Origin of the sequence: Thiohalobacter sp. COW1 (assembly GCF_016629505.1) — a bacterium.
Taxonomy (GTDB): domain Bacteria; phylum Pseudomonadota; class Gammaproteobacteria; order Thiohalobacterales; family Thiohalobacteraceae; genus Thiohalobacter; species Thiohalobacter thiocyanaticus_A.
In genome coordinates this window covers 217,638-229,519 of record NZ_AP024239.1, presented here as the reverse complement: position 1 = coordinate 229,519, position 11,882 = coordinate 217,638, and the positions used below count along the sequence as shown (strand labels likewise).

At 64.5% G+C, this 11,882-nt stretch carries 14 protein-coding genes; 3 read left to right on the top strand and 11 right to left on the bottom strand.

What is annotated here, in order from left to right:
• Genes COW1_RS01035 through COW1_RS01025 form a run of 3 tightly spaced genes read right to left on the bottom strand, consistent with a single transcriptional unit; the run spans position 1 to position 2,955 of the window.
• Positions 1–462 (bottom strand): hypothetical protein, encoded by a 462-nt coding sequence (locus COW1_RS01035; RefSeq protein ID WP_201345153.1) that lies wholly within the window; start codon positions 460–462, stop codon positions 1–3.
• 1 nt (position 463) lies between these two features.
• Positions 464–2,407 carry a phage terminase large subunit family protein gene (locus tag COW1_RS01030; RefSeq protein ID WP_201345152.1) on the bottom strand — a complete coding sequence of 648 codons (1,944 nt, stop codon included), beginning with the start codon at positions 2,405–2,407 and terminating at the stop codon, positions 464–466.
• An 8-nt stretch (positions 2,408–2,415) separates the two neighbouring features.
• Positions 2,416–2,955 (bottom strand): elements of external origin, encoded by a 540-nt coding sequence (locus COW1_RS01025; RefSeq protein WP_201345151.1) that lies wholly within the window; start codon positions 2,953–2,955, stop codon positions 2,416–2,418.
• A gap of 120 nt (positions 2,956–3,075) precedes the next feature.
• Between COW1_RS01025 and COW1_RS01020 the strand changes: the two genes are divergently transcribed.
• Genes COW1_RS01020 through COW1_RS01010 form a run of 3 tightly spaced genes read left to right on the top strand, consistent with a single transcriptional unit; the run spans position 3,076 to position 3,928 of the window.
• The gene (locus COW1_RS01020) at positions 3,076–3,255 is read left to right on the top strand and encodes a hypothetical protein (RefSeq protein ID WP_201345150.1); all 180 of its coding nucleotides are present in this window, start codon (positions 3,076–3,078) and stop codon (positions 3,253–3,255) included.
• Positions 3,256–3,266: 11 nt separating this feature from the next.
• Complete coding sequence (locus COW1_RS01015) at positions 3,267–3,479, top strand: hypothetical protein (RefSeq protein ID WP_201345149.1); 213 nt, start codon at positions 3,267–3,269, stop codon at positions 3,477–3,479.
• 23 nt (positions 3,480–3,502) lie between these two features.
• Positions 3,503–3,928 (top strand): DUF3489 domain-containing protein, encoded by a 426-nt coding sequence (locus COW1_RS01010; RefSeq protein ID WP_201345148.1) that lies wholly within the window; start codon positions 3,503–3,505, stop codon positions 3,926–3,928.
• Positions 3,929–3,931: 3 nt separating this feature from the next.
• Here COW1_RS01010 and COW1_RS01005 read toward each other — a convergent pair whose 3' ends face one another.
• The 8 genes from COW1_RS01005 to COW1_RS00970 form a co-directional block, all read right to left on the bottom strand.
• Entirely contained in the window at positions 3,932–5,236 is a 1,305-nt protein-coding gene (locus tag COW1_RS01005) for a site-specific DNA-methyltransferase (RefSeq protein ID WP_201345147.1), read from the bottom strand.
• A 310-nt stretch (positions 5,237–5,546) separates the two neighbouring features.
• On the bottom strand, positions 5,547–5,951 hold the full coding sequence (locus COW1_RS01000) for a DUF6362 family protein (protein ID WP_201345146.1): 405 nt from the start codon (positions 5,949–5,951) through the stop codon (positions 5,547–5,549).
• Positions 5,944–6,153: a hypothetical protein gene (locus tag COW1_RS00995; RefSeq protein ID WP_201345145.1), complete on the bottom strand. Its 210-nt coding sequence runs from the start codon at positions 6,151–6,153 to the stop codon at positions 5,944–5,946. The genes COW1_RS01000 and COW1_RS00995 overlap by 8 nt, the downstream gene beginning before the upstream one ends.
• Entirely contained in the window at positions 6,150–6,662 is a 513-nt protein-coding gene (locus COW1_RS00990) for a crossover junction endodeoxyribonuclease RuvC (RefSeq protein ID WP_242466466.1), read from the bottom strand. Before COW1_RS00990 ends, COW1_RS00995 begins: the two co-directional genes overlap by 4 nt.
• Positions 6,663–6,916: 254 nt before the next feature.
• Positions 6,917–9,094, bottom strand: a complete 2,178-nt coding sequence (locus COW1_RS00985; RefSeq protein WP_201345144.1) for an AAA family ATPase — start codon at positions 9,092–9,094, stop codon at positions 6,917–6,919.
• Positions 9,094–9,852 carry a hypothetical protein gene (locus COW1_RS00980; RefSeq protein WP_201345143.1) on the bottom strand — a complete coding sequence of 253 codons (759 nt, stop codon included), beginning with the start codon at positions 9,850–9,852 and terminating at the stop codon, positions 9,094–9,096. The genes COW1_RS00985 and COW1_RS00980 overlap by 1 nt, the downstream gene beginning before the upstream one ends.
• Positions 9,853–9,862: 10 nt before the next feature.
• Positions 9,863–10,141, bottom strand: coding sequence for a DUF6511 domain-containing protein (locus tag COW1_RS00975; RefSeq protein WP_201345142.1), 279 nt, complete (start codon positions 10,139–10,141; stop codon positions 9,863–9,865).
• Between the two features lie 66 nt (positions 10,142–10,207).
• Positions 10,208–11,881 carry a DEAD/DEAH box helicase gene (locus tag COW1_RS00970; protein ID WP_201345141.1) on the bottom strand — a complete coding sequence of 558 codons (1,674 nt, stop codon included), beginning with the start codon at positions 11,879–11,881 and terminating at the stop codon, positions 10,208–10,210.
• Position 11,882 lies beyond the last annotated feature (1 nt).

Genomic DNA, 11,882 nt, shown 5'->3' with positions numbered 1-11,882 from the left:
TCAGGCGCCCGTCACCAAGGCCGCGAACTCGATCATCAGATCGGTCTGCGCCGTGCCGCCGTTGTTGTACACGACGCGGGCAAAGCGTCCGGTGGGGTGCCCCTTGAGAAGGATGTTGGCGGCGCCCACACCCGTCTGGTAATACGCGGGACCGTTGATGAAGCCGATCCCCGCTGCCGGCAACCAGCGATATCCATCCACCGACGTCTCGATCGTGAGATTCTCGCCGGCCGACGCGAGACCGGCCTTGCGGACGATGAGCAGCGCATAGGGATGACCGTCGCCGAAGTCGATCGCCGGCGAGGTAAAGTTCTCGTTGATCGGCAGGGCGCCGACATCGAAGACATCGACCGGCCGATTACTGACCGTGGTGATCAGTCGCCCCTCGGCATCGCACACCAGCACATAACGTTCATCGAGGCCGGTATTCGGGCTGCGAAAAACACCTTCGATCACATTCATATCAGCTCATCCATCGACTCTTGACCACGGCCCTGCCGCGCGTGCGGCGGCCGGAAACGACGACGCCCCCGGTCTCGGGGGCGTCAGTTGCGGTATCAATCGGCACATCGGGATCCGGTGGTGCGGCGATGCCCAGTTGCTTCTCGAGCTTCACCCAGTGGCGGTCCTCGAAGCGGTCCAGTCCACTGGCCGCCGCCGCGGCGCGGGCATACACATAGCAGTCCAGCGCCTCGTTGCGCTCACGCAGTTTCTGCCACTCGCGCACCGGGAAGCCGTTGCGGTTGCGCCGGGTCACCAACTGCTCGGCACAGAGCTGCTGTAGGTACTCGGCATCCACCTTGGGCAGGTGCACGAAGCCGGCGGGATACCGGATCTCTCCGTCCTCGCTCAGCTCCAGGCCCTTGCGCAGGTTGTTGTAGAGTTCGAGCTTGGCGATGCCGCCCGCGACCGCAAACACCTTCACGCCGCGGCGCAGCCGCTTGCCGCCGATGGTGACATCGACCGCCGAGGGCGTGCCGACCAGTGCGGCACCGCGCGGCACACCCTTCACCGCCATCACCCGCGCATCGCGCACCGCACGCACGAAGGCGTAGGCCTCCTGCGTGGCGAAACCGGTATCGAGTGCGAACCGGGCGAGCGGCAGTTGCGCGCCACTGGCATGGGTCCAGGTCTCCGCGAGAAGTTCAGCAAGACTGCGCCACACGGCCTCGCGCGCGGTATCGCCCATCAGCACACGGTGCTCGACGAGCCAAGCGCTCTTGCCCCGGCCGAAGGCCCAGATCGAGGCCTCGATGCGATCCTTCTGCACGTCCGCGCCGCCGACCAGCAACAGGCCACCGGCGGGCACGGTGCCGATCGGATAATCCTCGCGCCGCTCCAGCAGGCGTTCCCAATCGGGCGCCTCGCCCTCCTCCACCCAGGTCTCGCCGAGCTCGGTGTTCTTGAATGCCTTGAGCCGGGTGGCCGAACCCTGTGCCTGCTCCCAGGCCGCCGCGATGTCGGCCCACGAGCGCCAGCCCAGGGGGCTGTAAAGCGACGAGAGATGAAAGCCCACCGTCTTGCCGGCGTTCCCCGGCACGGTCGCGCGCCACTCGCCCTGCTCGAGCATGCGGGTCTTGTGCTGCTCGGCGATCTCGGCCTCGCAGGCCTCGCACACATAGCGGGCCGTGTGCGGCTCGCCCCACTGCCAGCGCAGCTGCTCGAATCGCAACCACTGCGGGTGACCGCAATGCGGACAGGGCACGAAGTAGCGACGCTGATCGCTGGCCTCGAACTCACGTTCGATGGGACTCGCACCCGCCACGGTCGGGGTGGATACGATCAGGATCTTGCGCCGCGCAAAGGTGCGCGTGCGCGCCTCGGCCAATTGGATCGCATCGCCCTCGCCTTCCACGTCGGCCGGATAGCCGTCCACCTCGTCGAGAAACAGGTAGCGCACCGGCATGGAACGCAGCCCCACCGCGCTGTTGGCACCGGTCATCACCAGAACCCCGCCGCGGAACTCCTTGGCCAGCACCGTATTGCCGGCATCGCGCGAGCGTGACGGCGAAATACGCTCGGACAGCGCCGGCGATTCCTCGATGAGCGGATCGATGCGCTGCTTGGAGTTGCGCTTGGCCATCTCCACCGTGGGCGAGACCGCCATCATCGGCCCGGGCGCGAGGTGGATGCAGAAGCCGATCCAGTTGTTGCCGCATTCGGTGCCGCCCACCTGCGCGCCTTTCATGAACACCACCCGTTCGGCGGGTGACGCCGGCGAAAGGCAATCCATGATGGCTTTGAGATAAGGCGTGCGCCGGGTAGACCAGCGGCCCGGCTCCGAGGCCGACTTCGACGAGAGCATCCGGTATTGATCCGCCCACTCGGACACGGTCAGCGGCGGATCAGGTGTCAGTCCCTCGCGCCAGGCGCGTTCGATCTCCTGTACACCGTCATACTCGAACACGGCGCATGTCAATCCACCCGCGGCGCCACGTCACCGAGCTCGTCGAGATGGCGGCGCACCTCGCGCTCGAGCAGGACGTGTAGGGCGTGCGCATCCACACCCAACTCCGCCGCCATCTGACTCGAGACGCGCGCGGGCCAGTTGAGCCAGGCATCACGCTCGGCCCGCGCCAATTTGAACACGTGGGCCAGCGCCTTGGCGCGATCGACCAACTCGCCCTTGAGACGCGCGAGCCGCACCTTGGCGGTCTGTGCCTTCAGCACCTCGTTGGCGGTCCGCGCCTGCAACAACGTCGTGCCGCCGGACGGCAGCGCCGCCTCGCCGGTCGCCTCGCGCACCGTGTTGACCGCCTCCACCGGCACCGCCCGTTGGGCCTGGGCCTTTCGTTGCTGCGATGTATCGGTATTGGCCGCCCACTGGGCATCGGCCTTGGCCGGGTCGATGGTCCCGTCCGGCGCGGGCGTGATGCGGCCCGCCTTGATCGCCTTACGCACGGCGGCATCGGAGACGCCACGCTGGCGACCATAAGCCCGAATGGAAATCCCCATGCCCGTATCTCTTTGTTTAATAAAACGATAATTATCTGAAAAATAAGCAGAAATGAGTTGATTAGTTCGCCGAAGGAAGCGTTCATGTCACCACGGTCAAGCACAAACGGAGACACGCAGATGAACGCAACCCAACCTGAACCCACCTACACGATCACCTTCCCGGGCGAACAGCCCATGACCCTGCCTCGCGGGCAGATCCAGAGCCCGAGCCTGCTCAAGGCTATCGCCTACATCGAGCAAGAACCCGCCTGCAGCGGGTTAACCCTCGACAACGGCATCGAGATCAACATCGCATGAGGAGCACGGCCATGAGCAAGAAACCCACCGCCCTCGACACCTTCATCGCCCGGAAAGCCGAGATCGACGCCATGCTGGCTCGGCTCCAGGCCCTCAGCGACGACCATTTCGACACAGCGCCCGACAAGGTGAACTGGGCGGATGTCGGCACCCTGGGCCACATCGCCGAGCAACTCAAAGAGATCACCGCCTTCGCCTTCGGTGAAGACGAATACGCCGAATGAACCCCGATAGGAGAACCCACACCATGAAACTGACCGCCACGCAAGAACGCATCCTTCACGCCGCCGCCGGACGCCCCAGCCACGACATCGAACCCTTGCCGCCCAACGTGAATGCCGGCATCCGCCAGCGGGTCATCGATGGCCTGGTCAAGCGCGGCCTGGTCGAGTTCAAGCGCGGCGTCTACCGCATCAGCACCGCCGGCCATGAAGCCATCGGCAAGCCGCCCAAAACGGATAAGCCAACGCTACGATCCGGCACCAAGCAGGCGCGGATGATCGAACTCCTGCGCCGCCCTAAGGGGGCCAGCATCGAGGAGATCGTGGCGGAAACCGGCTGGCTGCCCCACACCGTGCGCGGCACCATGACCAACGCGCTCAAGAAGCGGCTGGGGCTGACCTTGACCTCTGAAAAGGCCGAGGGCGAACCGCGGCGCTATCGGATCGCCTGATCCTCACCCCTGCACTGGCTCAAGTGCCTCATCAGGCGCTTGGGCTTCTTGTTCTTCAGTATTTAGTCTCTCGACAGAAGTCGCATCGAAGGTCTCACCGGATTCATCCAGTACGGCCTCGACACCGGTGTACTCCTGCCAGCGCCGGATGATCACATCGGCGTATCTGGGATCCAGTTCCATCAGGCGCGCCTGGCGGCCACTCTTCTCGCAGGCGATCAGGGTGCTGCCCGAACCGCCGAAGGGATCCAACACGATGTCCCGGCTCTTGCTGGAATTGCGCACTGCGCGTTCGACCAGTTCCACCGGTTTCATGGTGGGGTGCAGGTCGTTCTTGGCTGGCTTGTTGAAGAACCAGACATCCCCCTGGTCGCGGGCGCCACACCAGAAGTGGTCGGCGCCTTCGCGCCAGCCGTAGAGGATGGGCTCATACTGGCGCTGATAATCGGCGCGCCCCAGGGTGAAGGTGTTCTTGGCCCAGATGATGAAGGTGGACCACTTGCCACCGGCGTCGCGAAAGGCCTGCTGGAGCGTGTCCAGCTCGCTGGACGACATGGCGATGTAGCACGCGCCCTTGGTCACCTCGAGCAGGTTGGCAAGTGATGCCCGCAGAAAGCCGTAAAAGCCTTCGCCGAGATTATCGTTCAGGATGCGGCGGTCCTTGCCGCGCAGCTTGTCCTTAGCCGAGTTGCCGTAGTCCACATTGTAGGGCGGATCGGTGAAGACCATGTCGGCAAGCTGGCCGTCCATGAGTCGGGCCATGTCATCCGGGTTGGTGGCATCACCACAGAGCAGCCGATGGCCGCCCAGGATCCAGAGATCACCGGTGCGGCTCACCGCCTGCGCCTCCACCTCGGGTACCGCGTCATCCTCGGTCAGACCCGGCTCCGCTTCTCCCTTCAGCAAGGCATCGAGTTCCTCGTCGCTGAAACCGATGAGGTCAAGATCGAAGCCCAGCTCCTGCAACTCCGCCAGCTCCAGTTGCAGCAACTCCTCGTTCCAGCCGGCATTCTCGGCGATCTTGTTGTCGGCGATCACCAGCGCGCGGCACTGCGCCTCGGTCAGATGAGCGAGTACGATCACCGGAACTTGCTCGAGGCCCAGCTGTTGCGCGGCCAGCAGGCGCCCATGGCCGGCGATGATGACATTATCATCGCCCACCAGGATGGGATTGACGAAACCGAACTCGGCAATCGAACCGGCGATCTGCGCCACCTGCCCCTCGTCATGGGTGCGCGCGTTGCGCGCATAGGGGATCAGGCGCTGGAGCGGCCAGTGCTCCACCGATTCGATCGAGGTCGATTGCATTCGATGTCCTTGGGATGAAAGTGCGAACCGCGAACCTGCGAACCCGGTTTTCTCGGGCAACGCTAGCGAAATGCCGCGCCTCCGCCCCCCGCAGGGCTTTTTTGGCCGGGAAGGACCCGTAGCGTTCGGCAGACGTGGGAGGCCCAGAAACGCCGAAGGCCACGGAACTATCCGCAGCCTTCACATAGACTTCTCTCGCGATGATAGTGCAATCCTAACGCAAAACCGGCGAAAGTGTTGCACCCTGCAAAGCGGTCAGATTACGCACGAATACGCACGGCTTTGTGATGGTCTGCGACAACACTTTACTTCACGCAATCTCACTCGCCTTGATCGGTTTGGATGTGGCATTCAATTGCATCGCCACCGTGAGCAGCGCCCGCTGCCATCGCCGCCAGGCCGTAGTCCGGTCGCAGCCAAAGCGGCGGCAGATATCACGCCAGCGGTAGCCGTCCGCGCGCATCCACACCAGGTGGCGGTCTTCCTCCCCAAGCCACAACACCCAGCCCATGGTCTCCTCCATGCGGTCGATGGCCGTTGGATCCGGTGGCAGGCGATACTCTCCATCCTCGCCCGCAAAGGTCTCCCACGGCTGACGCAGGATGGCCGGCCAGGTGTTGAAATAACCCTGAACGCGCACGGCCGGCAACCGATGGGCGGTCTGGGCGGCCTCGTTGAAACGCTCGGCTACCTGCTCGATGGTCCACTCAGCCATGGCGTGCCTGCCTGCGACCATACAGCCGCTCGCCGATGCGCTGCACCAACTCCCGTTCGACCCAGTCGAGCCGATCGTCGTCGGGCGAGATCACCAGGATGCCCTGCTCGCGCCAACCTTCGCGCTTGGTCGCCTCGGGATCGGAGCGGTTGGGCTGCAGTCGTCCCAGGGGACAGCGGTAGCGTGGATTGGGCACGCTCATGCTGCACCCCCAAGCCGGGTGTCGATCACCCAGTGCAGCAGCGCCAGGGCATCGGCCTCGTTGTCGTCAGTGGGGTGGTGGCCGCGTTGGCGCACCGCTTGGATGACTTGCGCCTTGCCTGCATTGCCCTTGCCGGTGATATGGCGCTTGATGGTGCCGACCGGCACACCCTCGTAGGCGATGTCGTGCTGCTCGCACCAGGCCGAGAGATGAGCCAGGAAGCCACCGTAGGCGTGAGCGGCATCGACCCCGAGGTGCCGCCGGACCTCCTCGAAGTAGATGGCGTCGATCCGGGTCACCGTCGCCAGCATCGTGTCGAGCCAATGCTTGAACCGCAGGAAGCGCATGCCACCGCCCTGATAGCGGTCGTGTTTGAACACCGCCGTCCCGCTGGTGATGAGCGCATCGGTCGAGCGCAGCGCCCAGCCGGTGTGGGTACCGAGGTCGAGGCAGAGCACCGTCAGGCAGGCCGAGGCCAGCTCACCCTCCTCCCCGGGATGAAGAGCCACCCTCCGGGGCTCTTCTCTCCCGTAGGGAGAGGGGGTCTGCGTGCAAACTGGAAATCGCTCTGAAACCCTTGATACGACTGGGTTTCGGGTCAGTTTGCAGGGGGTGTCTGCAAACTGGGACCTGCAAACTGCAAACTGGCGCAAAGCCTTGTTTTGCCTCGATTCCAGTTTGCAGGCAGTTTGCAGATTGCAGCAAACTGGGTCAGTTTGCAGACGGCCTGCGCGCGTAGTCCTGTCGGCGGATGTCGGTTGATTCATTGTTGGTCCTCCTCGTGATAGATCCAGACGTCCGGGTCCTCGACGGGCAGCACCGCGCCGGTCTGCGGACATTTGTAATGGGTGGGTTTGACGATGCGGTGTGAGCGGGTGATCTCGCCGGTGTCGGTATCGATCTGTTCGTTACCCGGCAGGGTCATCTGCTCGACGCAGAGGTTGCCGAACTTGCTGCGGGTCAGCGGCGGCAGGCCGTAGTCCTCGGGATTGCGGAAGAACTTGATGTAGCCCTTGGTGGCCAGCACGGCCAGCCGTTCGTTGATGGTGCGGTTGGCGCCGAGCCCGGCCTTGCCTTCGAAGGCTTCGGCGAACTGGTTGGCGGTATAGATCCGGCCCTCGGCGGCCTCGTCGAAGATCAGCTGCAGGATCACATCGCGCTTGCGGCGCCGTTCGGCGTCCAGGCGCGCGCCGTGGTCCTGGTTGACCAGGCGCTCGCTGTGCGGATCGAGTTCCACCCAGCGCCCGCCGGACTTGTCGACACGTTTGGGCGCCAGGCCCGGGCCGTTGCGCAGTTCGAACACCAGCATGCGATCGGTGCGGCTCTCGTCCGGGCGATACAGCAACATGCCGGTGGTGTAATAGCCGCGCAGGCTGCCCGCGCCGGAAAGCGCCAGGAACGGATCTTCCTCGACCTGCTTCTTACCGATCTTCTTGGTGTGATGGGCCAGGATGATGCCCGCCTCGGCATTCACCGCATCGCGCAGCTGCTCCACCCGCTCGCGCAGAAAGAACAGCATGGCGTTGTTGTCGTTCTCGCTGGCGCCCTCCGGGCCGCCGTCGAAGACGTTGCGGATGGGATCGATGACCAGCACGTCCAACGACGGCTCGGTGAAGGCCTGCCGCATGGCGACCAGCACCGAGGCCATGCCCTCGTCGTTGAGCACCAGCTTGAGTTGCGGCGTGACCTTGAGGTTGCCGGCCGCTCTGCGGATCACCGCCGGCGGCAGGTTCATCGCCTGAAAGCGCTCACGCAGGTAGTGGTACTGCACTTCCGCCTGCAGATAGAAGACGCGCAACGGCCGGGGCGGGTTGAGTTCCAGAAACGGCTCGCCTGCCGCCATGTGGGTGAGCATAGTGAGCAGGAAATCGCTCTTGCCCACCTTGGGCGCGCCGCCGAAGACGATCATGCCGCCCGGCGTCAGCACCCGGGGTTCGATCAGGTCATCGGGCATGGGGGATGTGTCCGCCAGTAGCTCTCCCAGGCTGAACACCGGGATACCGGACGCGCCACGTACCTCGGCTCTCGGCGCGGATCGGAGGAAGGCGGCGACATCCAGCTGCTCCGCCACCGCATCCGCCGCGTCCCATTTTTCCGGCTTGTCGGCAGGCGGATCGAGGACGGCCACCGATGCTGCGCCCGAACGGAGTAGCGCATCCCGCGCACGTTCGGCGTATTGGATCCCGGCCTCATCCTTGTCCGGCCAGATCAGCACGCGCTTGCCCACAAGCGGCGACCAGTCGGTCTTGTCCACCGGCGCATTGGCGCCGTTCATGGCGGTGGTGGCGGCGATACCCTGATTGATCAGCGCATCGGCCGCTTTCTCGCCTTCGACCAACACCACCTCGGAGGCGGCCAACAACCCCGGCTGGTTGTAGAGCGGTCTCGGGTTGGGCGCGCGCATCTTGCGTTCGCGCACATCCCACGGCCGGTATTCCTTGCCGTCCGGGGTGTCGTAGCGGTAAACACAGGCGATGAGTCTCCCGTCACCGTCGTGGTAGTCCCACTTGGCCGACCAGGGGCCGAGGTCGTCGACCGGCGGCTTGTATGAAGGTGATGGAGATACGGCAGGCGGTACATCACCCAACCAGCGGCTGATCTCACGCACCAGCTCCGGGAACTGCCGCTGGCTGTCCAGGCAAAGGTTCGCCGCCCAGAGACCGAACACGTCGTCGCTCTCTCCGGTGGCGAAGTCGATCCACATGCCCGCCTTGGGACCGTCGAGTTCCACCACCAGGCTCTTGCCGGGGTTGCCCTGCAGATCACCGATGAAAAACTGCCTGCCGCGGATCTTGCCGTTGGGGAACAGCCAGGCCAGCACCTCCGGCAGCCGTGCCAGCAGGCGCGCCTTCAGCACCTTGGCGTCGGGCACGGAATCGGTGGCTGTGATCTCCTGGTCGGGCGCGTCGTTGAAGTCGAGCCAGACGATGTTGTCCACCATCAAGATCCGCCTCCCCAACAGCGGTCCTGCCAGGGACAGAACTTGCACTCGTAGTGGGTCGGATCGTTGCTCATGCGCGGCAACAACTCGTGGGCGTCACAGGACTGCAGGATGCGCACGCCACGGTCCGAGGCACGTTGTGCCAACTGGCCATTGAATGGCACGAGCTCGAAATAGATCTCTGCAGTGTCCTTGTTGATGGCGGTGAAAAGCGCCGGGTTTGCACTGATGCCCGGGATCTGCGGTTCCATATAAGCCTGGTAGAGCGCGATCTGTGCCGCATAGACCGGCTTGGACAGCGTCACCCCGCGCTTGACCGTGTCCTTCCACGATTTGGCATTGAGCGACTTGCACTCCCACAGCGCCGGGCAGCCGAGCCCGAGTGATGCCGGTGCCGTGGCCAGAATGCCGTCCACATGGCCCTGGATACGGCCGCCGGCGGCAGAGAAACCGTATTGCCCGCCTTGCGAGGTTGCCGTATGCAGTTCGAAGCCGGCCTGCCGCAGCCAGCGGATCGCAAGGTCCTCGAACACATGACCCGCCTCGAAGATGCGCAGTGTGGTTCCTGAGAACTCGCGGCCCGGATCGACCGGGGCCTGCAGATACTCGTACTGCAGCGCCCGGTCGCAGGCGACACCCAGCCGGGATGCGCCTAGGTAGGCACGCGGTGTCTGCGCATCGCGCTCTGACGCCAGTGCCTCATCGATGAAGCCCGTCACCCGCTCGCTGAACGACGCGGAAGAATTGAAATCCAGCATCCGCGCCCCCTCAGAACGGTACGTCTTCCGGCGTGAGATCACGCAGGTTGTCGAAGTAGGCGGTGAGCACTACGTCCACCAGCTGCAGGATCTCCGCGCGGCTGTACACCGACAGAGGCTTATCCATCCCGATTGATGCCACGTACTCTCCGAGCTGAGGCAGCACGGCTTCCATAGCGGCCTTTTCGTTATGAGTGGGATCAATCACGACGCCACCACCCGCTTTGAAGCGCTTCGCATACAGCGACTGGCATTGCATCGAGCAGAAGCGCTTGAACTGACGTTTCACCTCGGATCTCGGCGGTGACACCCAGCAGAAGCCCCGTCCTTCCCGTCCACAAACTGCGCAGAGCATTCATGCCGCCTCCCGTTGATCCGCCGCACCAAACACCCGGGACTGGATGTCACGCTTGTTGAACTGGAAGGCCAGCAGACAGGAAGCCTGGTAGCGGGTGAGACCGAAGTCCTGGCGATAGGCCGGCGGCAGGTAACGCAGCTGCTGCTGGGTCGCGGCCTGATTCAACCAGCGGCGGGACTTGAGCGCGGTATCCTCCGACTCGTGCGCGTTGAGCCAGTCGTCCGCCGCGGCGAGACAAACCGTGCGCTCGCCGAGCGCCAGCAGGCAGGTAGCGAGGTTCTTGCCGCCGCCGACGCTGTACCAGCGGCCGTTCAGGAAGAACACACCGGCCCAGGCATCGAAGCCGGTGGCCATCAACGCCCCGTCGTCACCGAACAGATCGCACCAGCGGAACGAAGAGCGCTTGAGCAGGTCCAGCTCGGACATGACGAAGTCGGTCAGCTCGATCGGCTCACCGGACTCGGCACGCTCCCAGCGGTGACCGCAGAGCGGACACTCCAGGGATGCTGCAGGCACCTGCGCGCCGCACTCGGGACATTCCTTCTGCGGTGCCTCGCCGGTGAGGTCCCGGCCGTCCAAATTGACGTCCTGCTCCAGCGAGCCGTGCAGCAAGGTGCTGGTGCCGAAATCGAGAACGATGCAATCAGTCTTAGTGACGCCGGGATATTCGTTGGGATCGACGGTGCGCAAACCGCGGCCGATCATCTGGATCAGGGTGGACTTGAAGGAACTCGGCCGCAGCAACACGACACAGTCGGTCGGCGGATGGTCCCAGCCCTCGGTGAGCACCGCGACATTGACCACCACCTGCGCCTCGCCCTGCTCGAACCGGGCCAGGGCCGCCTTGCGCTCGCTGTTGGACAGCTCGCCGTGGACGAGCACGGCGGGCACGTCGGCGGCAGTGAAGGCCTCGGCGACGTTGCGGGCATGGCCGATGGTAGAGCAAAACACTGCCGTCTTGCGGTTCCCGGCCTTTTCCTGCCAGTGGCGGATGACCGCCTCGGTGATGGGCGCCTTGTTCATGATGGCGTCCACCTCGGCCATGTCGAAGTCGTCGGCGGTGCGCTTCACGCCGGACAATGCTGCCTGGGTGCCGACATCGACCACGAAGGTGCGCGGCGGCACCAGATGACCGGACTGGATCAACTCGCCCAGGGTGATCTGGTCCGCCACGTTACTGAACACCGGCCGCAGTCCCTTGCGATCGCCGCGATTGGGCGTGGCGGTCACGCCGAACACGGCCAGATCCGGATTGCGCTCCCGGGCGTGGTCGATGATGCGCCGGTAGCTCGGTGCCGCGACGTGATGCGCCTCGTCGATCACCAGCAGGTCCAGCGTCGGCATGCGCTTGAGGTTGGCCTCGCGCGAGAGGGTCTGGACCATGGCAAAGGTGGCCTGGCCGGACCAGGACTTCTCCCGGGCATCGAACACGGAGGTCTCGATGCCGGGATTGACCTTGCGGAACTTGGCCTTGTTCTGGCTCGTCAGCTCGTCCCGGTGGGCCAGCACGCAGGCCTTGGCATCCGTATCGTCCAACCATTCCCCGGCAACGCCGGAGAGCATGATGGTCTTGCCTGCGCCGGTCGGGGCGACGCCGAGGGTGTTGCCGTGCTCGTCGAGCGCCTTGATCGAACGCTCGACGAACACCTTCTGGCGGGGTCTCAGAATCATC

What these genes read in the sequence shown, in the direction of transcription:
- COW1_RS01015 (WP_201345149.1), top strand. Translation starts at nt 3,267, where the DNA reads ATGAGCAAGAAACCCACCGCCCTCGACACCTTCATCGCCCGGAAAGCC.
- COW1_RS01010 (WP_201345148.1), top strand. Translation starts at nt 3,503, where the DNA reads ATGAAACTGACCGCCACGCAAGAACGCATCCTTCACGCCGCCGCCGGA.
- COW1_RS01000 (WP_201345146.1), bottom strand. Translation starts at nt 5,951, where the DNA reads ATGGCTGAGTGGACCATCGAGCAGGTAGCCGAGCGTTTCAACGAGGCC.
- COW1_RS01035 (WP_201345153.1), bottom strand. Translation starts at nt 462, where the DNA reads ATGAATGTGATCGAAGGTGTTTTTCGCAGCCCGAATACCGGCCTCGAT.
- COW1_RS00980 (WP_201345143.1), bottom strand. Translation starts at nt 9,852, where the DNA reads ATGCTGGATTTCAATTCTTCCGCGTCGTTCAGCGAGCGGGTGACGGGC.
- COW1_RS01025 (WP_201345151.1), bottom strand. Translation starts at nt 2,955, where the DNA reads ATGGGGATTTCCATTCGGGCTTATGGTCGCCAGCGTGGCGTCTCCGAT.
- COW1_RS00995 (WP_201345145.1), bottom strand. Translation starts at nt 6,153, where the DNA reads ATGAGCGTGCCCAATCCACGCTACCGCTGTCCCCTGGGACGACTGCAG.
- COW1_RS01005 (WP_201345147.1), bottom strand. Translation starts at nt 5,236, where the DNA reads ATGCAATCGACCTCGATCGAATCGGTGGAGCACTGGCCGCTCCAGCGC.
- COW1_RS00970 (WP_201345141.1), bottom strand. Translation starts at nt 11,881, where the DNA reads ATGATTCTGAGACCCCGCCAGAAGGTGTTCGTCGAGCGTTCGATCAAG.
- COW1_RS00985 (WP_201345144.1), bottom strand. Translation starts at nt 9,094, where the DNA reads ATGGTGGACAACATCGTCTGGCTCGACTTCAACGACGCGCCCGACCAG.
- COW1_RS01020 (WP_201345150.1), top strand. Translation starts at nt 3,076, where the DNA reads ATGAACGCAACCCAACCTGAACCCACCTACACGATCACCTTCCCGGGC.